Below are 21,755 nucleotides of genomic sequence, written 5' to 3' on the forward strand. Positions count from 1 at the left end.
GCAATCTCCCGGCATGACACGTCAGCTCAATCCGGGAGAGGTGGCGCCCTGGTTCCATGGCGCGGCGCTGGACGGCAATCCCAACTACGCCTTCAGCAGCGTGGGCGGCCGTTGGATCGTGATGCTCCTGATGGGCAGCGGGACAGCGGCGGGCAGCCAGGACGCGCTGGACCTGGTGGCGCGCCACCGCGCGATGTTCGATGACGAGGGCGCCTGCTTCTTCGGGGTGACGATGGACCCGCAGGATGCTGCGCAAGGACGGATCGCGCAAAGCCTGCCGGGCATACGCTGGTTCCTGGACTATGATGGCGCGATCTCAGCGCAGTTCGGCGCGCTCCGGGGTCGGGACGGGCAGCGGGCCTATCATCCCCATTGGCTGCTGATCAACCCGATGATGCGTGTCCGCCACGTCGCGTCCCTCGCCGAAGGAGACGGGCTGATCGCCATGCTGCGCGACAGGCCGCCGCTCCTGCCCGACATCGACGCCCCGGTCCTTGTCGTGCCCGACATTTTCTCCCCTGACCTCTGCCGCCGGATGATCGCGCTGCACGCGCAGCAGGGCGGAGAGGATTCTGGATTCATGCGGGAAGAGAATGGGATCACCGTCCTGAAGGTCGATCACACGCACAAGAAGCGACGCGATCTCGTAATCCAGGACACGGCGTTGATCGATCATCTCAAGGCGCGCATGGGCCAGACGCTGCGTCCCATGATCCAGCGCGCCTTCCAGTTCGACGTCACGCGCGTCGAACGGTTCCTGATCGCCTGCTACGACGCGCAGGAGGGCGGTTATTTCCGGCCGCATCGGGACAACACGACCAAGGGCACCGCCCATCGCCGCTTCGCCTGCACCGTCAACCTCAATGCCGAGGAGTTCGACGGCGGCGAACTGCGCTTTCCCGAATTTGGTGCCCGCAGCTACCGCGCCCCCACCGGCGGCGCGCTGATATTTTCCTGTTCGCTGCTACATGAAGCCTTACCGGTGACGCGCGGCCGCCGCTACGCCTTCCTGCCCTTCTTCTACGATGATGCCGCGGCCCGCCTGCGCGAACAGAATATCCGCTTCGTCGCGCCGGAAATCGGCGGCTACCGGTCGGGACTGCACGATCGCCCGCAGCGGGAAAGCGCCGGCTGAACTCTGGCTCACTTGCCAATGTTCTTTATTTGTTCTATTGTTGTTCCATGACTGCGCACAAGGGCCGAGGTGCAACATCGAACGGCGAAAGCCGACGCTTCAACCTGCCCGAACGGCAGGCCGATGGCGACTGGCTGGATGCGTCCGAAGCGATCGACGGGGAAGCGCCGCGCCTACGCACGGAGGTATCGGTCGAACATCCCCGCACTATCATCGCCCGTAACCAATCCCCTGACATCGCCTTTAGTCAGTCGATCAACGCCTATCGAGGCTGCGAGCATGGCTGCATCTACTGCTTCGCGCGTCCCACCCATGCCTACCACGATCTGTCGCCGGGTCTGGATTTCGAAACGAAGCTGTTCGCCAAACCCGACGCCGCGAGGCTCCTGCGGACTGAACTTATGAAGAAAGGCCATGTCGCCAGCCCGATCGCCATGGGCACCAACACCGATCCCTATCAGCCGATCGAGAAGGATTGGCGGATCACCCGGGAGGTGCTGGAGGTGCTGGCCGAAACCCGCCACCCGACTTTCATTACTACCAAATCCGACCGCATCCTGCGCGACATCGACCTGCTCGCCGACCTTGCGCGCGACAATCTGGTGGCGGTGATGATCTCCGTGACATCACTCGACCCAAAGATTGCCCGCACGCTCGAACCGCGCGCGCCGCATCCCGATCGCCGCGTTGCTGCGATCGCGCGGCTGGCGGAGGCGGGCATACCCGTGTCGGCGAACATGTCGCCCATCGTCCCCGCCATCAACGACCATGAGATTGAAAGCGTCGTCGCGCGCGTCGCCGCCGCTGGCGCCCGCGACGTCAACTATATCCTCGTCCGCCTGCCGCACGAGGTCGCCCCGCTCTTCCGCGCCTGGCTGGCCGAACATTATCCCGAACGCGCGGGCAAGGTGATGGCGATGATCCGCGACATAAGGGGCGGCCGCGACAATGATCCCAACTTCGGCAGCCGAATGAAGGGGCAAGGCGTCTGGGCCGACCTGATCCGCACCCGCTTCCGGCGCGCCCGCCGCCAAGCGGGGCTGGGCGGAGAGCCCCTGACCCTCCGCTCCGACCTTTTCCGCCCGCCCGAAGGCGCGCAGATGCGGCTGTTGTGAGTGGGATGGGAGATCGACCTGACAGAAAGAACAGCGGAAACTCGTCCGTCATCCCCGCGAAGGCGGGGATCCATCTCCCCAGCGTGGCGCGGGACGCGAGGCCAGGAGATGGGTTCCCGCCTGCGCGGGGATGACGAAAAGGATGGCTGGCGGACTGACCGCTTCCCGTTCCATGACAGCCCGCGTCTGGTCACACCTGCCTCGCGCCATCACCCCACCAGCCGCATCCCCGACCGCCGCGTGCGCGTGCGATAGCCGTCCGCTTTCACGTCCATCCGCTCGAACCGATGGATCGACAGGCCCGCGATGGTCGCAATCGCATCGACCTGGTCCGCGCCCAGACTGTAACGGTCGCCCAGAAACACGCGCGCCGCCTGTCCGCCACCCACCGGCGCGCGCAGGAACACCTCGCTGCGGCCACCGTCGGCGCCCGCAAGCAGCGCCGCCAGCGACGCAACCGCCTGCGGCGTCTCGACATCGACGGTCAGCTCCATGCGGGATGCACTGGCGATCTGGCGGAATGGCTCGACCCCGCGCACGGTGACGCGCGGCGTTTCCTCGCCCGGCAGCCGATCCAGCTCCACCACCAGCAGCGCACAGTCGCCGTCCGTCACCAGTTCCTCGATCGCCTTGCACGCGTCCTCGTCGAAACAGCTCGCCTGGAACTGCCCGCTCTGGTCGGAAAAAGTCGCATTGGCGTAGCGCGCGCCGCGCCGCGTCTCGCGCCAGCGCACATCCTCGACCATCGCGGCCATGATCGTCATCACGCGGCCTTCCGCATTGGGCGTGCCCATCGGCGCCTGGCAGATGACACCATAGCTGCGCGCGCCGCGCGCATCGGCCAGATGCTTGTAGCGATCGACCGGATGGGCCGAGAAATAGAAGCCGAACGCCTCCTTCTCCTGCGCCATGCGATCCGCCACGGTCCAGGCCTGGTGCGGCGGAATACGCACGTCGGCGTGCGGCGTCTCGACGTCGCCGAACAGGCCGCCCTGCCCGCTTTCGCGCGCCTGCGCATTGCTGGCCGCCACCGACAGGATGGTCTCCGCCGCCGCATGGACGCCCGCCCGGTCGGCATGGATGCCGTCGAACGCGCCCGCCGCGGCCAGGCTTTCCAGCTGCCGCCGATTGAGCAGGCGGGGTTCGATCCGGTCGGCGAAATCGTCTAGCGACTGGAACGGCCCGGCCGCCTCGCGCTCGGCAACCAGTTGCTCCATCGCCTTCTCGCCCACGCCTTTCAGCCCGCCCAGCGCATAGCGCACGGCGAAGCCCAATCGCTTGTCATCCCCTTCATGCGGCACCGGCTCTACGGAGAAATCCGCCAGGCTGCGATTGATGTCAGGAGGCAGGCAGGACAGCCCCATGCGCCGCATATCGTCGACGAAGATGGTCAGCTTGTCGGTCAGATGAATGTCGAAGGCCATCGACCCGGCATAGAATTCCGCCGGATAATGGGCCTTCAGCCAGGCGGTCTGATAGGCGAGCAGCGCATAGGCCGCCGCGTGCGACTTATTAAAGCCATAGCCCGCGAACTTGTCGATCAAGTCGAACAGTTCATTCGCCTTGGCGGCCGGGATATCGCTCTTTTCCGCGCACCCCTCGACGAAGCGGGACCGCTGCGCGTCCATCTCCGCCTGCACCTTCTTGCCCATGGCGCGGCGCAGCAGGTCGGCGTCGCCCAGCGAATAGCCTGCCAGTATCTGCGCCGCCTGCATCACCTGTTCCTGATAGACGAAGATGCCATAGGTTTCTTCGAGGATCGGCTTCAGCAATATGTGCGGATATTCAATCTCTTCCTGCCCGTTCTTGCGACGCCCGAACATCGGAATATTGTCCATCGGTCCGGGGCGATAGAGCGACACGAGCGCGATGATGTCGCCGAAATTGGTCGGCCGCACCGCTGCCAGCGTCTTGCGCATTCCTTCCGATTCCAGCTGGAACACGCCCACCGTGTCGCCGCGCTGGAGCAGTTCGTAGACCGCCGGATCATCCCAGGCGAGCGTATCGAGATCGACCGCCACGCCCCGCGCGGCCAGCAGCTGCACCGCCTTCTGCAACACCGACAACGTCTTGAGACCCAGGAAGTCGAACTTCACCAGCCCCGCCCCCTCGACATATTTCATGTCGAACTGAGTCACCGGCATGTCGGATCGCGGATCGCGATAAAGCGGCACGAGCTGGCTCAGGGGCCGGTCGCCGATCACCACGCCCGCCGCGTGGGTGGAGCTGTGGCGCGGGAAGCCCTCCAGCTTCATCGCATAGTCGATCAGGCGGCGGACCTGATTGTCATTGTCATATTCCGCCTTGAATTCGGAAACGCCGTTCAGCGACCGTTCGAGCGTCCAGGGATCGGTCGGATGGTTGGGCACCAGCTTGGCGAGCCGGTCGACCTGGCCATAGCTCATCTGGAGCACGCGGCCGGTATCCTTGAGCACCGCGCGGGCCTTGAGCTTACCGAAGGTGATGATCTGCGCCACATGGTCCGCGCCATATTTATTCTGGACGTAACGGATCACCTCTCCCCGCCGCGTTTCGCAGAAGTCGATGTCGAAGTCGGGCATCGACACGCGCTCCGGGTTCAGGAAGCGCTCGAACAGCAGCCCCAGTTGCAGCGGATCGAGATCGGTGATCGTCAGCGCCCAGGCGACCAGCGACCCCGCGCCGGACCCACGGCCCGGCCCCACCGGAATATCATGATCCTTCGCCCATTTGATGAAGTCGGCAACGATCAGGAAATAGCCCGGAAAGCCCATCTGGATGATGATGTCGGTCTCGAACTTGAGGCGTTCGAAATAGGGCCGGCGCGCCTCCTCCGTGACGATGCCGGCCTTTTGCAGCCGCACCTCCAGCCCCGCTGCGGCCTGGTCCCGCAGCATGGCCGCCTCGCCCTCAATGTCGCCGGCCAGGCTCGGCAGGATCGGCCTGCGCTTTGGCGCGGCCACGGCGCAGCGCTGCGCGACGACCAGCGTATTGGCCAGCGCCTCGGGCAGATCCTCGAACAGTCGCTTCATCTCCGCCGCCGGCTTCATCCAGGCGTCGGGCGAACTGGTCCGGCGATCGGGCGTTTCCACATAGGCGCCGTCGGCGATGCACAGCATGACGTCATGCGCCCGGTGGAAATCGGGTTCGGCAAAGCAAGTCGGGTTGGTCGCGACCAGCGGCAGGTTGCGATCATAGGCAAGGTCGAGCAGATGCGGCTCGGCCTTGCCCTCCACCGGGTCCAGCCGCCGGCAGAGCTCGACATAGAGCCGATCTGGAAACAGCGCCTCCAGCCGCTCGGCATAAGCGATCGCGGCCTCGGGCTGATCTTCGGCGAACAGCCGCGCCAGCGCTCCTTCGCCACCCGCAGTCAGGGCGATCAGCCCATCGGTCCGCCCATGCAGCGCCTCGATCGTCACATGCGGCACTTCCTCGACCGGCCGGTCGAGATGCGCCATCGAAACCAGCGCACAGAGATTGTCATAGCCCGCAGCATCCTGCGCATAGAGCGCCAGCCAGTCATGCACCGGCGCGGCATTGGCGGGGCGGCCAGGCCGCAACAGGCCCAGCATCGCGCCGATGACCGGCTGCACCCCTTCATCCTTGCAGGCGTCGGAAAAAGCCATGGAGCCATAGAGCCCGTTGCGATCGGTGATCGCGGCGGCGGGAAAACCCAGCGCCCGCGCCTGCTTCGCGATCTTCTTGGGATCGATCGCCCCTTCGAGCATGGTGAAGGAGGAAAAGACGCGAAGCGGTACGAAAGCGGCATGAGGCATGACCCGTTCTACCCATGGCCGGCGATTCGCCGCTAGCCCTTGAAACAGGAAAGCTGTGGACAAGCAGGATGGCGCCAATGGTTAATCAAATCCCAAGATTTGCGCCCTAGACTCGCGCGACCATGCGTCTTTCCACCATCACCAACTGGGCCTATGGCGCCACTGTCGCCCTCACCCTGCTGTCCGGCTCGACAATGTTGCTCGCTTCGGGTGCAGAACAGCGCGAGCGCGCCGCGGTTGCCCAACGCGCCACATTTGATCAACTCACCGCCTCTCTGGAAGAAGATGTCTATCGCCTGAGCGAACAGGCCCGCAGCTTCGTCGTCACCGGCAACCCCAGCCACTTGATCGTCTATCGCCGCGAACGGGCTGCCTTGCGTTCGGTGGAAGATCGCGTCCGGTATCTGAAGAACGCCGGCGCCCGTGTCGGGGAACTCCAGGCGCTGCAACAGGCGCTCTATTGGGCCGATGCGCTGATGGACGAACAGGACGCCGCGCTCCAGGCGGCTCGACAAGGCGACGATCGGACTGCCCGCGCCATTTTGTTCGGCGACGAATATGGCCGTGAAATGGACCGGATCGCCGGCCAGGTCGCCAAATTTCGGTATCTGCTCGAAACCCGCACTGAACAGGCGGTGGCGGCCGCCACCGAAACGGCGCGTCAATGGCGCAGCATGTCGGAAATCATGCTCGCCGCGACGGCGCTCCTGTTCCTGTGCGTGCTCTATTTCATCCTGAAGCAGCGCATCCTGCACCCTGTCGTAAGGCTGAGCGACGTCGTCACCCGGCTCGCGGCGCAGGACTATGCCGCCATCCCGCCCGACCTGCGTCAGGTCGACGAGATCGGCGACATGGCGCAGGCGATCCGCATCTTTCGCGAAAACGGGCTGGAACGGCAACGGCTCGAACAGGAGCAGGAACGCAATCGGGCGATGCGCGACCTTCTGTCCCGTATGACCCAGCGGTTGCAGGGCTGCGACAGCATGACCGACCTTGCCGAGGTCGTCCGCCGCTTCACGCCCGAAATCGCCCCGCTCTTTGCCGGTCGGCTCTATGTCCAGGACAGCCGCACCGCCCTGATGCAGCAGGTCTGCACCTGGGGTTCGCCCACATTTTCCCGACCGGATTTCCCGCCGTCGGCCTGTTGGGCGTTGCGCCGCGGCCAGCCGCATCGACCGGCGGGCCGGACCATCGACATAGGCTGCGACCATATGGACGAGGGCGGCGACGCGCCGACGCTCTGCATTCCCCTGATCGCGCAGGGCGAGAGCATCGGCCTCCTCTATCTCGAGCAACGGCCGGAAGCGTCAGCCGACGAGGTCGGTCGAAGCGAGAAATATCTGGAAATGCTGGCGGAAAATATCGGTCTCGCCCTCGCCAACCTGCGCCTGCGCGATGCGCTGCGCGAAATGGCGATGGCCGATGCGCTGACCGGCCTCGCCAATCGTCGCCATTTCGACCAGATGCTGAAACATCACACCGAACAGGCCGAGCGGCACCAGTCGCCCCTGTCCTGCCTGATCCTGGACATCGACCATTTCAAGCAGTTCAATGACCAGTTCGGCCATGATGCGGGCGACGCCGTGCTTCAGGCCGTCGGGCAGGTGCTGGGTCAGGCCATGCGGGAAAAGGGCCATGCCTTTCGCCTGGGGGGCGAGGAATTCGTGCTGCTGATGCCCGGTTTCGCGCCGGATCAGGCGCTGGAGCGGGCAAATAGCGTACAGCGGGACATTCGCAATTTGATGGTCGAACATCGGGGCAAGCCCTTGGGCCCGGTGACAGCCTCCTTCGGCCTTGCCACCTTCCCCGACCATGGATCGGCCGACCGGCTTCTGCGGACCGCCGACGCAGCGCTGCTGCGCGCCAAGCGCAACGGCCGCGACCGGATCATCCTTGCGACGGAGCGCGATCCGTCCGCGTCAGAGGCCGCCTGATACGGTTTCTTCCAGCCGCCCTTCGTGCAGCCGCACGACACGGTCCATCTTCTCCGCCAGCCGTTCATTATGGGTGGCGACCAGCGCGGCGGACCCTTCGCCGCGCACCAAACGCAAAAACTCCGCCAGCACCACATCGGCCGTGCGCTCGTCCAGGTTCCCCGTCGGTTCGTCCGCCAGCACCAGCGCAGGCCGGTTGGCCAATGCGCGGGCGACAGCGACGCGCTGCTGCTCGCCGCCCGACAACTGGCTCGGCCGATGGTCCAGCCGATGCCCCAGCCCCAGCGACGTCAGCAGCGATTCGGCCCGCGCTTTCGCCGCCGGCATGTCCACATCGCGGATCACCTGGGGCAGGATCACATTCTCGGTCGCGTTGAAATCCGGCAGCAGGTGGTGGAACTGGTAGACGAAGCCCAGCGCATCGCGCCGCAGCCGGGTGCGCCCGTCATTGTCCAGCTTCGCCGCCTCCTCGCCATCGATGCGGATCGACCCGTCAAAGCCGCCTTCCAGCAGGCCCACCGCCTGCAACAGTGTCGATTTTCCCGATCCCGACGGCCCCAGCAGCGCAACGATCTCGCCCGGCCCGACCGACAGGTCGACGCCACGAAGCACGTCGATCGTGACGCCCCCCTGGGTGAAGCTGCGGGTAAGGCCGCTGACCTTCAGAACATCATTCATAGCGCAGCACCTGCACGGGATCGGTATTGGCCGCCTTGAAGGCCGGATAAAGCGTGGCGAGGAAGCTGAACAGCAATGCCATGACGCAGATGATGACGATCTCCACCGGGTCCGCCTTGGACGGTAATTCGGTCAGGAACCGGATCGATGGATCCCAAAGATTCTGCCCCGTCACGAACTGGATGGCGTTCACCACGCTCTGGCGGAAGAAGAGGAAGGTGAAGCCCAGCAGGATGCCGGCCACCGTCCCCAGCGCGCCGATGGTGACGCCCACGGTCATGAATATGCGGACCAGTCCCGCCCGGCTCGCCCCCATCGTCCGCAGGATGGCGATGTCGCGGGTCTTCGCGCGCACCAGCATGATGAGCGAGGAAAGGATGTTGAACACCGCGACCAGCACGATGATCGAGAGGACCACGAACATCGCCACCCGCTCGACGGCAAGCGCCTCGAACAGCGAACTGTTCATCTGACGCCAGTCGGTGATGACCGCGCGCCCGGCCACCTTGCCCGCCAGCGGTTCCAGTATCTGGCCGACCCGGTCGGCATCGACCGTCTCGACCTCGATCATGCTGACGACATCACCCATCAGCAACAGGGTCTGGGCATCCTCGATCGGCATGACCACGAAGGCCTTGTCATAATCATAGATGCCGACCTCGAAGATCGCCGCGACCTGATAGCCGACCTCGCGCGGCACCGTGCCGAACGGCGTCGCCCGCCCGGACGGATTATAGATGGTGATCGTGTCGCCGACCTGAAGCCCCATATTCTCGGCCAGGCGCGATCCGATCGCCACCTTGCCGCCATTGGGCGTCAGCGCGTCCAGGCTGCCTGCGATGATCTTGCCCTTCATCGTCTGGTTGTCGCGAATGTCGGCGACCGTCATGCCCCGGACCAGCGCCGGCTCGAACCGGCCCTGGAAGATCGCGCCCAGCGGCTGCTCGATCATGGGGGTGGCCGTCGTCACGCCCGGCGTCGCCCGCGCCTCCTTCAGCACGGCCTGCCAGTCCGGCAGCCGGCCGCCATAGCCCTGCACCACCGCATGGCCATTGAGGCCGACGATCTTGTCGAACAGTTCAGCGCGAAAACCATTCATCACGCTCATGACGATGATGAGTGCGGCGACGCCCAGCATCACCGCCGCCAGGCTGATGCCGGCGACCAGGAAGATGAACCCCTCTCCCTTGCCCGGCAGCAGGTAGCGCTTGGCGATCATGCGTTCGTAACGGGAAAGAATCATGTGGCGCGAACGGCCCTTTGAAAAATGGTCTGTTTCATCGTCTAGGGACGCGGGCCTCCAACGGCAAGCATTGCCGGATTGTTGCATCGCCGCCACAGCCCCGAACCGAAAATCATCGCCCCCCGATTTTGACCGTGACTCGGCCCTGTTGCGGGCATAGCAAGACACTCGAAGCACAGGTGAAAGGCCGTGGTTCAGGGATACTGCATCCCGCTTCGAGCTTAGGGGGCTAAGAAGCGGTCGAGGCAGGCCAAGGGGGAGACGAGCAATCGTCCATGAAGCACCCGGATCGTGAAAACACGGTCCGGGTGCTTTTTTATTGCCCTGCCTTCGCCCACCGGACCATTGGACAAAAGGTCCCAGGACCGTTCTTCGGACCTCTTGAAACCGAAAAATGAGCAGACCATATCAGGCGCGTCCGGCCGCCATATGGGGTCGGACATCGTATCGCCGGATGCCAGTTTCAGGGTCCGGCATGTTCATTTTGCTCTTTGGGAGATGATGACAATGCGTGGTTTTGACCTGACCCCCTATCGCCGCTCGACCGTTGGCTTCGATCGGCTGTTCGACCTGATCGAAAACAACGCCCGGCTGAGCCAGGGCGACAATTATCCGCCCTTCAATATCGAGCGCCTGTCGGAGGATCGCTATCGTGTGACTCTGGCCGTCGCAGGCTTCCGTCCCGACGAGATCGACATCACCGCCCAGCAGAATCTGCTCCAGGTGATCGGCCGCAAGGATGACGCCACGGCGACCGACCGCTCGAAATATCTGCATGTCGGCATTGCCAACCGCAGCTTCGAACGCCGTTTCGAACTCGCCGACTTCGTGCGGGTGGAGAAGGCGGATCTGGCCGATGGCCTGCTGGTGATCGACCTGCTGCGCGAAGTGCCCGAGGCGATGAAGCCCAAGAAGATCGCCATCAACGGCGGTCAGCTGGTGGATATCACCGCCCAGGATCGCGACGCCGCCTGAGCGTCCGATGACCTGAAATGATGGAGGGCGCGACCGAATGGCCGCGCCCTTTTTGCTGTCCTGTTCGGAAACGATCGCTCACCATCGTTCCACTCTGAACGGTGTGAACTTCCACATATGAAAAGCGATCAGATCTCGACCTGGCTACCGAGTTCGACGACGCGGTTGGTCGGCAGGCGGAAGAATTCCATCGCACTTTCAGCGTTGCGCAGCATCCAGGCGAAGATTTTTTCGCGCCACAGCGGCATCCCCGGCTTGGCCGACGGCAACAGCGTCTGGCGGGCGAGGAAGAAGCTGGTGTCCATCATCTTGAACGCCTGGCCGCAGCCGGTGACATTCTTGAGCGCGGCGGGCACGTCCGGTTCCTGCATGAAGCCATAATGGAGGACGAGACGGAAGAAGCCTCTGCCCAGATCCTCCAGCCGGCACCGCCCGTCATCCTCGACCACGGGCACATCCTTGATCTTGACCGTCAGCAGGATCACGCGCTCGTGCAGCACCTTGTTGTGCTTCAGGTTGTGCAGCAGCGCATGGGGGACGCCGTCGGGCGTCGAGGTCATGAACACCGCCGTCCCGGGGACGCGAACCGCGCTATTGGCCGCCGACGCCACGAAGACCGGGATCGGCATGGCCGCTTCGCGCAGCCGGTCCTGCACTAGCCGCCGGCCGCGCGACCAGGTCGTCAGCAGCGTGAAGATCACAAAGCCGATCAACAGCGGGAACCAGCCGCCGTCGGGAACCTTGGTCAGGTTGGCCGCCAGATAGGCCCCGTCGACCAGGAAGAAGACCGACAGCAGCGGCGCGGAATAATACCATTTCCAGTGCCACAGACGGTAGAGCAGCACGGTCAGCAGCAGATTGTCGATGAACATCGCCCCCGTGACCGCGATGCCATAGGCCGCGGTCAAGTTGGACGACGTCTGGAACACCAGCACCAGCAGGATCACCATGACCATCAGCCCCCAGTTGATGAGGGGGATGTAGATCTGGCCCGCGGCCGACGCGCTGGTATGGGAAATGCGCAGGCGGGGCATGAACCCCAACTGGATAGCCTGCTGCGTGACCGAGAAGGCGCCGGAAATGACGGCCTGCGAGGCGATAATCGCCGCCAGCGTCGCCAGCACGATCAGAGGCAACTGCCCCCATTGCGGCGCCAGGTTATAAAAGGGGCTGTGCAGCGCATCCGCGCCCTCGCGGAACAGCAGCGCTCCCTGTCCCATATAATTGAGCATCAGGGCGGGCAGCACGAAGAAGAGCCAGGACACGCGAATCGGACTGCGGCCGAAATGGCCCATGTCGGCATAGAGCGCCTCGGCCCCTGTTACCGCCAGCACAACCGACCCCAGCGCAAGAAAGGCAGGCAACGGGTCGGTCACGAAGAACATGAACGCCCAATAGGGATTGAAGGCGTAGAGAATGCCCGGCGTCTGCACGATCGAGATGAGGCCCAAGCCTGCGATCGTGACGAAATAGAGCAGCATGATCGGCCCGAAGAGCGATGCCACCCGGTTCGTGCCCAGGCCCTGTATCCAGAACAGGCCGAGCAGAATGAGCACAGCGACCGGCAAGATCGCCGGCGCCAGTTCGGGATTATAGACCGCCAGACCCTCGACAGCGGACAGGACCGACACGGCCGGGGTGATCATCGAATCGCCGTAGAAGAGGGCGGTGGCGAACACACCCAACAGAACGATGCCGCGCGACCAGCGCTGAGTCTTCGTCTGGCCGTTGATCAGCGCCAGCAGCGCCAGGCTGCCGCCTTCGCCCTTATTGTCGGCGCGCATGATGATGCTGACATATTTCAGCGTCACCACCAGCATCATCGACCAGAACATCAGGCTGATGACGCCCAATATATGATCGGGATCGAGGGTCAGGGGATGATGGCCGGCGAAGGTTTCGCGGAAGGCATAGAGCGGGCTGGTGCCGATATCGCCGAACACGATGCCGATCGCGCCGACGACAAGCTTCAGCGTGGCCTTCTGCCGGGCATGACCATGACCGCCATGCTCGTCCTCGGCCGAAGAAGGCGCGGTGTTGGGAAGAAGATCAGCCATGGAGAAAATGCCAAATGGTCATCGGACACCAGGCTGAAAGGAACCGGGTTGAAAAGGATATGTCATACCCTGCATAGCGGCGCGCCCTATCACGCCTCCCGACAGGGTGCAATCATCCGCGCTGCGGCGCGTCATTGCGGGACGGAAGTCGCTTGAGCAAGCATGGCGTCGATACGCGCTATATTCGCTTGAAGTTCCGCCTTGACCTGGCTGTCCGCCGGCGCGCTGGCCGCCAGCGGCGCCCACAGGTCGCGGGCCGCCTGAAGCTGACCCGCGCGGGCGAGAGCCAAGCCGTAGAAATAGCGGGGCGCCGGCCCTTCCGGATCGAGCGCCAAGGCACGACGATAAGCGAACTCGGCCCCCGGCGAGATCACGCCATCGGCATGATTGACCAGCGCATTGCCCAGACCCAGCCAGAGATTGGCGTCGTCGGGCGTGTCGCGCAGGCCCGAAAGAAGGACGTTGGCCGCTTCCTTGGTCTTGCCTTGTCGTGCGAGCCCGTCGGACAGCATCATCCACTGCGCCGCAGGCCCGAATCGTTCGGCCAGGCCGCGCCGCTTTTCCGCCTGCTCCTCGTCAAAGGCCTCGCCCTTGGTGTCGGCGTGCCGGCGCGGCGCGCCTGCCTGCCCTGGATGGCCCTGCCAGGCATAGCCCGCAAGCCCCAGCAGCAAAGCGGCAGCCGAGATCTCCCGCACCGACCGGGGAATACGGCCGATGAGAAGCAGCGCGACAAAGGCAAGCGCCGCAAGCCCGAACGCGATGAACCAGCCTGTCATCGACCCTTCCTCCGCTTGATTCGACCGCGCAACAGCAGCAGGCCAAGGCCCAGCAGCAGCAGGGGTGCCACCCAGAGCGGCCAGAGGATCGGCGAGGCGGTCGGCTCATAGCTGACCCAGTCTCCATAGCGGGCAATCAGCCAGGCGCGAATGGCCTCCGGCTGTTCGCCCGCCATGATCCGCTCCCTGATCTGCGATCGCATGTCGCCGGCCATGCTGGCGTTCGAATCGGCGATCGACTGGCTCTGGCAGGTGAGACAGCGGATGGTTTCCATCAACGCCCTCGCCGTGCGCTCCTGGCGATCATCAGGGATTTGCCGGTCCGCCCAGGGCGCCGGCGGCAGGGCGGTCTGCGCGGCGAGCGGGGCGGCAACGAGCGCGAGCAGCAAGGCGGGAAAAACCCTCATTGCGCGCTCCTCAGCCGGTCCAGGATCATCGGCACATCGTCCGCGCGAATGTCGCCGATATGCTGATAGGCGATGCGCCCCTGGCCATCGATCACGAAGGTTTCCGGGACGCCGGACGATCCGAGCGCGATCTGCACGCCGCTGCGCGCATCCAGGCCGATCCGGTCATAGGGATTGCCGTAGCGCTGGAGGAAGCGATCGACATCGGCGCGGGCATCGCGGATCGCGATGGCGTCTATCTCCACCCCCGCCTGCCTGAGCGCCATCAATTGCGGCGCTTCGGCCGCGCACGGCACGCACCAGCTGGCGAAGATGTTGAGCAGGCGCGGCTGGCCGGTCGCGAGATCGGCGCTGGCGAGCGCAGGCCGATCGCTGGCGCCGGCGGGCAAGGCGAAGGCCGGAAGCGGCTGGCCGACAAGGCGCGAATGGATGATCCGGTCATCGGGCTGGAACAGCCCGCTCGCGAACAGGCCGACAAAGGCCAGGAACAGGATGAACGGCAGCCAGATCAGAAGCTTCCTCACGCCACCGCCTCCCATGGCTGAGACTGACGCGCGCGCCACTTCATCAACCAACCGCGCCTCTCGCGGCCGACCAGCGCCAGCACGCCGCCCAGCGCGATCAGGATGCCGCCGAGCCAGATGAGCGTGACGAACGGCTTCCACCAGATGCGCAACTGCCAACGGCCGCCTTCAACCTCCTCGCCCAGCACGACATAGAGTTGTCCGTTCCAGCGGGTCAGTAAGGCTGCTTCTGTGGTCGTGGTGGGCGGCGAGGCGAAGAAGCGCGACTGCGGGCGGATGAGGACCGGCGTGCCGCCCCGGTCGACCTGCATGTCGGCCTGGAGCGCAGTCCAATTGTCGCCGGCGAGCGGGGCGATCCGGGTGAAACGCAGCGTCCAGCCCGCGGTCTTGATGGTGTCGCCGGGGCGGGCCGCAACGAGCTTTTCTACCGTAAAGGCCGAATCGCAGGCCATGCCGGCCAGGCTGACCGCGCAGCCCAGATGCGCGATGACCATGCCCCAGGTGAAGAGCGGCGTGCGCAGCAGGTTGCGCTTCCACAGCGGGGCCAGGCTCGCCGCGCCGACCGCAAGGGCAATGACAAGGCCGAGGAACGGCAGGATGCCCATGCGGTCCCAGGCAAAGATGGACAACGAAACAGACACCAGAATCGCTATAAAGGCGGGAAACAGCAAACGTTTGCTGACAACCGACACCCGATCGCGCCGCCAGCGGGTGAGCGGGCCGATCGCAAGCGCCAGCATCAGCGTCAGGGCAATCGGCCCGGCGATCCGGTCGAAATAGGGCGCGCCAACCGACACCTTGTGGCCGAAGGCTTCGGTCATCAGCGGATAGAGGGTGCCGATCAGCACGACGCCCAGAATCACCGAAAGCAGCAGGTTGTTGACCACCAGCAGGGTTTCGCGGCTGACCAGTTCGAACGGCGCGCCTTCACGCACCGAACCGATGCGCCAGCCGAACAGGGCCAGCGCGCCGCCGATATAGACAGCGAGCAGCGCCAGAATGAAGCTACCGCGCTCGGGATCGACGGCAAAGGCGTGAACGCTGGTCAGGATGCCGGACCGCACCAGGAAGGTGCCGACCATCGACATCGAAAAGGCGATGACCGCGAGCATGATCGTCCAGGCGCGCAAGGCGTCGCGGGTCGCGAGCACCGTGACGCTGTGCAGCAGGGCGGTGGCCGCCAGCCATGGCATCAGCGAAGCATTTTCTACCGGATCCCAGAACCACCAGCCGCCCCAGCCCAGTTCATAATAGGCCCAATAGCTGCCCGCCGTTATGCCGAGCGTGAGCAACACCCAGGCAGCCAGCACCCAGGGCCGCATCGCGCGGGCGAAGGCAGCGTCCACACGGCCCGTCAGCAGCGCACCGACGGCGAAGGAAAAGGCGACCGAGAGGCCGACATAGCCGAGATACAGGGTGGGCGGATGAAAGGCGAGGCCGGGGTCCTGAAGCAGCGGGTTCAGCCCCTGCCCGTCGGGCGGCGGCGGGTCGATACGGGTGAAGGGATTGGAGGAAAACAGCAGGAAGGCATAGAAACCCAGCGAAATCGCGGCCTGCCCGCCCAGCGTCGCCATATGGGTATCACGCCGCAGCGCCCGTTCGAACAGGGCAACGGCGGCGCCCGCAACACCCATCACCGTTACCCACAGCAGCATCGACCCTTCATGATTGCCCCAGGTGCCAGCGAACTTGTAGAGCCACGGCTTCATCGAATGGCTGTTGGTCGCGACCAGCAGCACCGACATATCCGAACGCAGAAACAGCGTGATGAGCAGCGCGAAGGCACCGGCGGTCAGTGCGCCCTGCGCCACGGCGGCGGGACGGACGGCAGCCAGCAGTTCTGGCTTGCCGCCTTTCAGCCCGGCGAAGGCAAGGACAAGTTGGAGCAGCGCCAGCGCCGCGGCGAGCCAGAGCGCGGCAAGGCCGGTCTCTGCGATCATGCGACACGACCCCCGTTCACGTCATCCCCCCGCAGGCGGGACTCCGTCTCCGGCGTCATCGCCAATCCGCAACGTTTGGGAGATGAATCCCCGCCTGCGCAGCGATGACGGTGCTGGTGGAGATTGCTCACCGTTCCACCTTCATCTCTCGCGTGGTCTCGTTATAGCTCATGCCTTCCAGTTCGCGGGGCATGTAGCGTTCGTCATGCTTGGCCAGCAAATTGCTGGCGACGAACATGCGCTGCGCGTCGAACGATCCTTCCGCCACGACGCCGCTGCCTTCCTTGAACAGATCGGGAGCGATGCCGCTGAAGGTGGCGGGGACGGTCGCCTTGCCGTCCGTCACATCGAAGCGGATGGTGACGCCGTCGGCCGCCCGCTTGAGGCTGCCTTTTACCACCATGCCGCCCAGCCGGATGGCCTTGCCAGGCTCCACGCCCTTGGTCTTCACGTCGCCCGGCGTGTAGAAATAGGCGGCCTCGTCCTTCAGCGCGGACGCGGCCAGCAGCCCGGCGCCGATGATCGCCGCCAGCCCCGCCAGCGCCAGGATCAATCTTTGATGCTTTGCCTTCATGACGACGCTTTCATGGCCGCTCGGCGAAGCTCTCGACCGCGCGTTCGGCGCGGCACATCGCACGCCAGCTCAGCATGGTGACGATCGCCGTTCCGATCGCCGTCACCGCATAGGCGGCGATCACGAAATCCCACTGGTTCATCCTATCCTCTCGCCAGGCGCTGCATCCGCGCCTCGACCTTGTTCCGCGCCAAGATGGCCCGCATCCGCATCAGCACGATCGCCCCGAACCAGAGCGAAAAGCCCAGTAGCGTGAGGCCCAGTGGCCAGAGCAACGCCGCGTCGATGCTGGAGCCGCGCAGCGTGATGCTGGGTCCCTGGTGCAGGCTGTTCCACCATATGACCGAACGATTGATGATCGGAATATTGACCGCGCCGACCAGGCCGAAAATGGCCGTGACATGGCTGACGCCCCCCGCCTGCCCGTCGCGCGCGCTGGCGTTGGCGAGCGCGATATAGCCGAGATAGAGGAAGAAGAGCACCAGCATGGAGGTCATGCGCCCGTCCCATTCCCACCAGGTCCCCCAGGTCGGGCGCCCCCAGATGGAGCCAGTCATCAGGCAGATCGCGGTGAAGAGCGCGCCGGGCGCGGCGATGGCGCGTCCCGCAACCGCCGCCAGCGGATGCCGCCAGACCAGCTGCATCAGCGCGGCGACCGCTATGCCGGTCCAGCCACCCATGCCGAGCCATGCGGCCGGCACGTGAATATAGAGTATCCGCACCGTCTGTCCCTGAAGATAATCGGCCGGCGTAACGAACAGGCCGCAGACCGCGCCCGCGAGCAGCAGCGCGAGGCCGGGCCAGAACAACCAGCCGGTCAAGGGACGCGCGATCTTCAAAAAGCGGGCGGGATTGGCGAAACGATGCATCAGGGCTGCGTGTGTAGCCGCGCCGATCACGCTGCGCCAGTAGGGCATTTTGCCGATGGCGCGACGTTGAAAAACGGTTGATCGGACAACGGCTGATCCCGGAAACATAGCGTTTGCGCAGCATATCCTGCCTTTTTTGTGACAGGGAGGCGACAAACGAGCCTCGACCGACTATATGCGCGCGGAAAGGCAGCCCGCTGGGGCGCGCCAAGAACGGCTATGGAACCGCTCGCACCCATGATTACGACCAATCCCTTCGACGACGACAAGTTGCGCGAGGAATGTGGCATTTTCGGCGTTTCCCGCGGGGAAACGGCGTCGGCCATCGTCGCGCTCGGCCTTCACGCCCTGCAACATCGCGGTCAGGAAGCAGCCGGCATAACCAGCTGGGACGGGCATGATTTCCATACCCACCGGGCAATGGGGCATGTGGCCGGCAATTTCGACCGGGACGAAGTGATTCGCGGCCTGCCGGGCGACAGCGCCTGCGGCCATGTGCGCTATTCGACCACGGGCGAAACGTCACTGCGCAATGTTCAGCCGCTTTACGCGGAGCTGAATTCGGGTGGCTTTGCGATTGCCCATAATGGCAATATCTCCAACGCGATGAAGCTGCGCCGCGAGTTGATTCGCCGCGGTTCCATCTTCCAGTCCACCTCCGACACCGAAGTCATCATCCATCTGGTGGCGACCTCCAGCTACCGGACGCTGCTCGACAAGTTCATAGATGCGCTCAAGCAGGTCGAGGGCGCCTATTCGCTGATCGTCATGACCCCGGAGGGCATGATCGCCTGTCGCGACCCGCTGGGCATCCGCCCTCTCGTCATGGGCAAGCTGGGCGATGCGACGATCTTCGCCTCGGAAACCGTGGCATTCGACGTGGTCGGTGCGGATTATGTCCGCTCGATCGATCCGGGCGAACTGGTGATCGTTACCAATGACGGCCAGATCCGGTCGCACCGGCCGTTCGGAGAGACGCACGCGCGCCCCTGCATCTTCGAGCATGTCTATTTCAGCCGCCCCGATTCGATCATCGACAATTCCAGCGTCTATTCGGTGCGCAAGGCGATCGGCGCGCAACTGGCGATCGAGAACCCCGTCGAGGCCGACTATGTCATCCCGGTGCCCGACAGCGGCGTGCCCGCTGCGATCGGCTATGCTCAGGAGTCGGGCATCCCGTTCGAACTGGGCATCATCCGCTCCCACTATATCGGCCGCACCTTTATCCAGCCGGGCGACAAGGTCCGCCATCTGGGCGTGAAGCTGAAGCACAACGCCAATCGCGCTCTGATCGAGGGCAAGCGGATCGTGCTGATCGACGATTCGATCGTGCGCGGCACCACGAGCCTCAAGATCGTGCAGATGATGCGCGAGGCGGGCGCGGCTGAGGTGCATATGCGGATCGCGTCGCCCCCGACCAAGCATAGCTGTTTCTACGGCGTCGACACGCCCGAACGGACCAAGCTGCTGGCGCACAAGCTGGACGTGGGCGGGATGCAGGATTTCATCCATGCCGACAGCCTGGCCTTCATCTCGATCGACGGCCTCTACAAGGCGCTGGGCGAGGCGAAGCGCGCGGACATCCGGCCGCAATATTGCGATGCCTGCTTCACCGGCGACTATCCCACCACGCTGACCGACCAGGACGAGGCCGTGGTGACCAATCAGTTCGAACTGCTCGCCGAACGGGTGGTCTGACAGTTCCGGGGCGGCCGCGCACGGCCGCCCCTTTCCCTTTTCCGATACCAGATGATTCCGGCGACCGGCCGGAGCGACGGGAGTCCCATGTCCGACCTTCCCCTTTCCGGCAAACTGGCCCTTGTGACCGGCGCGAGCCGTGGCATCGGCGCAGCGACGGCGCAAGCTCTGGCCCGCGCCGGCGCGCATGTCGTACTGACGGCGCGGACCGGAGGTGGTCTGGAGGAAGTGGAGGAACGTATCCACCAGGCGGGCGGCCATGCGACCATCGCGCCGCTCGACCTGATCGACGGCGAAAGCATCGGCCGTCTGGCGCAGGCGATCGGCGGTCGTTGGCAGGCGCTCGACATCCTTGTCCTCAACGCCGCGACGCTGGGATCGCTGGCCGCTGTGCAGGCGGTCGACGCCAAGGAATTTGCCCGGTTGCTGACCCTCAATGTCGGCGCGCCGCAAGCTTTGATCGCGGCATTCGACGGAATGCTGCGCGCCAGTCGGGACGCCCGCGTGGTGGCGCTGACATCATCCGTCGCTAGTCCTCGCGCCTATTGGGGCGCCTATGGCGCGTCCAAGGCGGCGCTGGAAACCCTGGTAGGCGCCTATGGCGAGGAAGTGAAGAATATCTCCGCCATCCGTACCCATATCGTCGATCCCGGTGCGACTCGGACGGCCATGCGCGCTCGCGCCTTCCCCGGAGAAGACCCCGCGAGCCTCAAGGGGCCGGAGGCGGTGGGGGACGCAATCGTGCAACTGGTGATGGCCGATACTCCCACTGGGCACCGGATGCGGGTGCCGGACTGAAGCTCAGACGGGCTTGACAAGCGTCACCTGCGCCACGTCGATCCCGCCGCCGCGAAAGCCGCCTTCGCAATAGTTCAGATAATAGCGCCATAGCGCCACGAAATGCTGGTCGAAACTCGCCGGCATCCGGCCTTCGTCGATCACCCGGTCGAAACGAAGCCGCCAGCGTCGCAGCGTCTCCGCATAATGGAGGCCGAAGCGGCGCTCGTCCCGCCATTCCAGTCCCTGTTCTTCGGCCAGTGCGCGAAAACGGCTCTCGGAGATCAGCATCCCACCGGGGAAAATGTAGGTCTGGATGAAATCGGCGCCACGCGCATAGCCGTCGAAAATGGCGTCATCGATCAGGATATATTGGATCGCCGCCCTGCCGCCGGGCCTGAGTAGCCGGTGGATCGCGGCGAGATAGTCGGGCCAATAGCGCTGGCCGACGGCTTCCACCATCTCGACACTGGCGAGCCCATCATATTGCCCCTCCGCGTCGCGATAGTCGGTCAGCAATATCTGGGCGCCCGATCCCAGTCGGTCGCGGGCATAGTCGGCCTGCTCGGTGGACAGGGTGAGACCAGTATAGTGAACGGCCTGCCGCTCCATCGCCTGCTCAGCGAGGCCGCCCCAGCCGCAGCCGATCTCCAGCAGGGCATCGCCATCCTTCAGGTCCAGCCGGTCGAGGATGGCATCGACCTTGCGGTGCTGCGCCCGCTCCAGACTTTCGATAGGGCTATCCGGATCGAGAAACAAGGCACTGGAATAATGCATGTTCTCGTCCAGCCAGAGGCGGTAGAAGTCGTTTCCGAGATCATAGTGATAGGCGATGTTGTAGCGCGATCCGCTGCGGCTGTTGCGCCGCGTCCAGTGCGCCAGACGGCCGATCCAACGTGCCGGTCCGCGGGCGCGAGCGACCTGCCCCAGCGCGACCGCATTGCGCATGAACAGCGCGAACAGCGGCACCGGATCGGGGCTTGACCACTCCCCCGCCGCCCAGGCGCGATACCATCCGGCCGACCCACCGCTGGCGAGGCGGACGAGCGCGCGCCAGTGGTGAATTTCGACGATGCAGGACGGTCCTTCGGCGCGGCCACCCAGCAACCGGCGTGTGCCGTCGGGCAGGCCCGCCTCAAGCGCGCCCTGCTCGAGACCTTGGTCGATCCGGTCGAGAAGCCGATGAAATATCGGCGCCAGCCATCGTGCTATTCGACCGGACGCACCGCTGCGGGGCGGATGCCGAACAGACAGGGCGCGCCGGCCGCGGCGAGGATCTATGGCGTTCATGTCGCCGA

The 21,755-nt window shown here is 64.8% G+C and carries 18 protein-coding genes; 6 read left to right on the forward strand and 12 right to left on the reverse strand.

Annotated features, from left to right (window positions below; genetic code table 11):
• The first annotated feature begins 13 nt into the window (after window positions 1-13).
• Together K3M67_RS07585 and K3M67_RS07590 are read left to right on the forward strand one after the other, a co-directional pair.
• Entirely contained in the window at window positions 14-1,135 is a 1,122-nt protein-coding gene (locus tag K3M67_RS07585) for a 2OG-Fe(II) oxygenase (protein ID WP_285832815.1), read from the forward strand.
• A gap of 47 nt (window positions 1,136-1,182) precedes the next feature.
• Window positions 1,183-2,250 (forward strand): PA0069 family radical SAM protein, encoded by a 1,068-nt coding sequence (locus K3M67_RS07590; RefSeq protein WP_285832816.1) that lies wholly within the window; start codon window positions 1,183-1,185, stop codon window positions 2,248-2,250.
• Window positions 2,251-2,459: 209 nt separating this feature from the next.
• Here the strand turns inward: K3M67_RS07590 and dnaE are convergent, their stop codons facing one another.
• Window positions 2,460-6,005: a DNA polymerase III subunit alpha gene (dnaE, locus tag K3M67_RS07595; RefSeq protein WP_285832817.1), complete on the reverse strand. Its 3,546-nt coding sequence runs from the start codon at window positions 6,003-6,005 to the stop codon at window positions 2,460-2,462.
• A gap of 122 nt (window positions 6,006-6,127) precedes the next feature.
• Here dnaE and K3M67_RS07600 point away from each other — a divergent pair, with 122 nt between their 5' ends.
• Window positions 6,128-7,939, forward strand: coding sequence for a diguanylate cyclase (locus tag K3M67_RS07600; protein ID WP_285832818.1), 1,812 nt, complete (start codon window positions 6,128-6,130; stop codon window positions 7,937-7,939).
• On the opposite strand, the gene K3M67_RS07605 is transcribed toward K3M67_RS07600, so the two are convergent.
• Complete coding sequence (locus K3M67_RS07605; protein WP_285832819.1) at window positions 7,925-8,617, reverse strand: ABC transporter ATP-binding protein; 693 nt, start codon at window positions 8,615-8,617, stop codon at window positions 7,925-7,927. The genes K3M67_RS07600 and K3M67_RS07605 overlap by 15 nt on opposite strands.
• A complete protein-coding gene (locus K3M67_RS07610; protein WP_066859337.1) occupies window positions 8,610-9,860 on the reverse strand; it encodes a lipoprotein-releasing ABC transporter permease subunit in 1,251 nt (416 codons plus the stop codon). Before K3M67_RS07610 ends, K3M67_RS07605 begins: the two co-directional genes overlap by 8 nt.
• Window positions 9,861-10,367: 507 nt before the next feature.
• On the opposite strand from K3M67_RS07610, the gene K3M67_RS07615 reads away from it, so the two are divergent.
• Complete coding sequence (locus K3M67_RS07615; RefSeq protein ID WP_066859501.1) at window positions 10,368-10,835, forward strand: Hsp20 family protein; 468 nt, start codon at window positions 10,368-10,370, stop codon at window positions 10,833-10,835.
• A gap of 128 nt (window positions 10,836-10,963) precedes the next feature.
• Here K3M67_RS07615 and K3M67_RS07620 read toward each other — a convergent pair whose 3' ends face one another.
• The 8 genes from K3M67_RS07620 to ccmC all read right to left on the reverse strand — a co-directional run bounded on the left by K3M67_RS07620 (window position 10,964) and on the right by ccmC (window position 17,982).
• Window positions 10,964-12,892 (reverse strand): potassium transporter Kup, encoded by a 1,929-nt coding sequence (locus K3M67_RS07620; RefSeq protein ID WP_066859336.1) that lies wholly within the window; start codon window positions 12,890-12,892, stop codon window positions 10,964-10,966.
• Window positions 12,893-13,023: 131 nt separating this feature from the next.
• Window positions 13,024-13,668: a tetratricopeptide repeat protein gene (locus K3M67_RS07625; RefSeq protein WP_285832820.1), complete on the reverse strand. Its 645-nt coding sequence runs from the start codon at window positions 13,666-13,668 to the stop codon at window positions 13,024-13,026.
• A complete protein-coding gene (locus tag K3M67_RS07630) occupies window positions 13,665-14,075 on the reverse strand; it encodes a cytochrome c-type biogenesis protein (protein ID WP_285832821.1) in 411 nt (136 codons plus the stop codon). The genes K3M67_RS07625 and K3M67_RS07630 overlap by 4 nt, the downstream gene beginning before the upstream one ends.
• Complete coding sequence (locus K3M67_RS07635; protein WP_232313756.1) at window positions 14,072-14,599, reverse strand: redoxin family protein; 528 nt, start codon at window positions 14,597-14,599, stop codon at window positions 14,072-14,074. Before K3M67_RS07635 ends, K3M67_RS07630 begins: the two co-directional genes overlap by 4 nt.
• Entirely contained in the window at window positions 14,596-16,539 is a 1,944-nt protein-coding gene (locus tag K3M67_RS07640) for a heme lyase CcmF/NrfE family subunit (RefSeq protein WP_285832822.1), read from the reverse strand. Before K3M67_RS07640 ends, K3M67_RS07635 begins: the two co-directional genes overlap by 4 nt.
• Before the next feature lie 127 nt (window positions 16,540-16,666).
• Window positions 16,667-17,113, reverse strand: coding sequence for a cytochrome c maturation protein CcmE (ccmE, locus tag K3M67_RS07645; protein ID WP_285832823.1), 447 nt, complete (start codon window positions 17,111-17,113; stop codon window positions 16,667-16,669).
• Between the two features lie 10 nt (window positions 17,114-17,123).
• A complete protein-coding gene (locus K3M67_RS07650; protein ID WP_269747243.1) occupies window positions 17,124-17,255 on the reverse strand; it encodes a hypothetical protein in 132 nt (43 codons plus the stop codon).
• 1 nt (window position 17,256) lies between these two features.
• Window positions 17,257-17,982, reverse strand: a complete 726-nt coding sequence (gene ccmC, locus K3M67_RS07655) for a heme ABC transporter permease CcmC (RefSeq protein WP_066859500.1) — start codon at window positions 17,980-17,982, stop codon at window positions 17,257-17,259.
• Between the two features lie 237 nt (window positions 17,983-18,219).
• Here ccmC and purF point away from each other — a divergent pair, with 237 nt between their 5' ends.
• Complete coding sequence (purF, locus tag K3M67_RS07660) at window positions 18,220-19,680, forward strand: amidophosphoribosyltransferase (RefSeq protein WP_232313755.1); 1,461 nt, start codon at window positions 18,220-18,222, stop codon at window positions 19,678-19,680.
• Between the two features lie 87 nt (window positions 19,681-19,767).
• Window positions 19,768-20,478 carry an SDR family NAD(P)-dependent oxidoreductase gene (locus K3M67_RS07665; protein WP_285832824.1) on the forward strand — a complete coding sequence of 237 codons (711 nt, stop codon included), beginning with the start codon at window positions 19,768-19,770 and terminating at the stop codon, window positions 20,476-20,478.
• A 3-nt stretch (window positions 20,479-20,481) separates the two neighbouring features.
• Here K3M67_RS07665 and K3M67_RS07670 read toward each other — a convergent pair whose 3' ends face one another.
• On the reverse strand, window positions 20,482-21,747 hold the full coding sequence (locus tag K3M67_RS07670; protein WP_285832825.1) for an SAM-dependent methyltransferase: 1,266 nt from the start codon (window positions 21,745-21,747) through the stop codon (window positions 20,482-20,484).
• Window positions 21,748-21,755 lie beyond the last annotated feature (8 nt).

The organism is Sphingobium sp. V4 (assembly GCF_029590555.1).
GTDB lineage: Bacteria > Pseudomonadota > Alphaproteobacteria > Sphingomonadales > Sphingomonadaceae > Sphingobium.

Excerpts from the sequence above, each read along its gene's own strand:
- K3M67_RS07605 (WP_285832819.1), bottom strand. The coding sequence starts at position 8,617 with ATGAATGATGTTCTGAAGGTCAGCGGCCTTACCCGCAGCTTCACCCAG.
- K3M67_RS07585 (WP_285832815.1), top strand. The coding sequence starts at position 14 with ATGACACGTCAGCTCAATCCGGGAGAGGTGGCGCCCTGGTTCCATGGC.
- K3M67_RS07590 (WP_285832816.1), top strand. The coding sequence starts at position 1,183 with ATGACTGCGCACAAGGGCCGAGGTGCAACATCGAACGGCGAAAGCCGA.
- K3M67_RS07665 (WP_285832824.1), top strand. The coding sequence starts at position 19,768 with ATGTCCGACCTTCCCCTTTCCGGCAAACTGGCCCTTGTGACCGGCGCG.
- K3M67_RS07600 (WP_285832818.1), top strand. The coding sequence starts at position 6,128 with ATGCGTCTTTCCACCATCACCAACTGGGCCTATGGCGCCACTGTCGCC.
- K3M67_RS07630 (WP_285832821.1), bottom strand. The coding sequence starts at position 14,075 with ATGAGGGTTTTTCCCGCCTTGCTGCTCGCGCTCGTTGCCGCCCCGCTC.
- K3M67_RS07670 (WP_285832825.1), bottom strand. The coding sequence starts at position 21,747 with ATGAACGCCATAGATCCTCGCCGCGGCCGGCGCGCCCTGTCTGTTCGG.
- K3M67_RS07620 (WP_066859336.1), bottom strand. The coding sequence starts at position 12,892 with ATGGCTGATCTTCTTCCCAACACCGCGCCTTCTTCGGCCGAGGACGAG.
- K3M67_RS07615 (WP_066859501.1), top strand. The coding sequence starts at position 10,368 with ATGCGTGGTTTTGACCTGACCCCCTATCGCCGCTCGACCGTTGGCTTC.
- ccmE (WP_285832823.1), bottom strand. The coding sequence starts at position 17,113 with ATGAAGGCAAAGCATCAAAGATTGATCCTGGCGCTGGCGGGGCTGGCG.
- dnaE (WP_285832817.1), bottom strand. The coding sequence starts at position 6,005 with ATGCCTCATGCCGCTTTCGTACCGCTTCGCGTCTTTTCCTCCTTCACC.
- K3M67_RS07640 (WP_285832822.1), bottom strand. The coding sequence starts at position 16,539 with ATGATCGCAGAGACCGGCCTTGCCGCGCTCTGGCTCGCCGCGGCGCTG.
- purF (WP_232313755.1), top strand. The coding sequence starts at position 18,220 with ATGATTACGACCAATCCCTTCGACGACGACAAGTTGCGCGAGGAATGT.
- K3M67_RS07625 (WP_285832820.1), bottom strand. The coding sequence starts at position 13,668 with ATGACAGGCTGGTTCATCGCGTTCGGGCTTGCGGCGCTTGCCTTTGTC.
- ccmC (WP_066859500.1), bottom strand. The coding sequence starts at position 17,982 with ATGCATCGTTTCGCCAATCCCGCCCGCTTTTTGAAGATCGCGCGTCCC.
- K3M67_RS07610 (WP_066859337.1), bottom strand. The coding sequence starts at position 9,860 with ATGATTCTTTCCCGTTACGAACGCATGATCGCCAAGCGCTACCTGCTG.
- K3M67_RS07650 (WP_269747243.1), bottom strand. The coding sequence starts at position 17,255 with ATGAACCAGTGGGATTTCGTGATCGCCGCCTATGCGGTGACGGCGATC.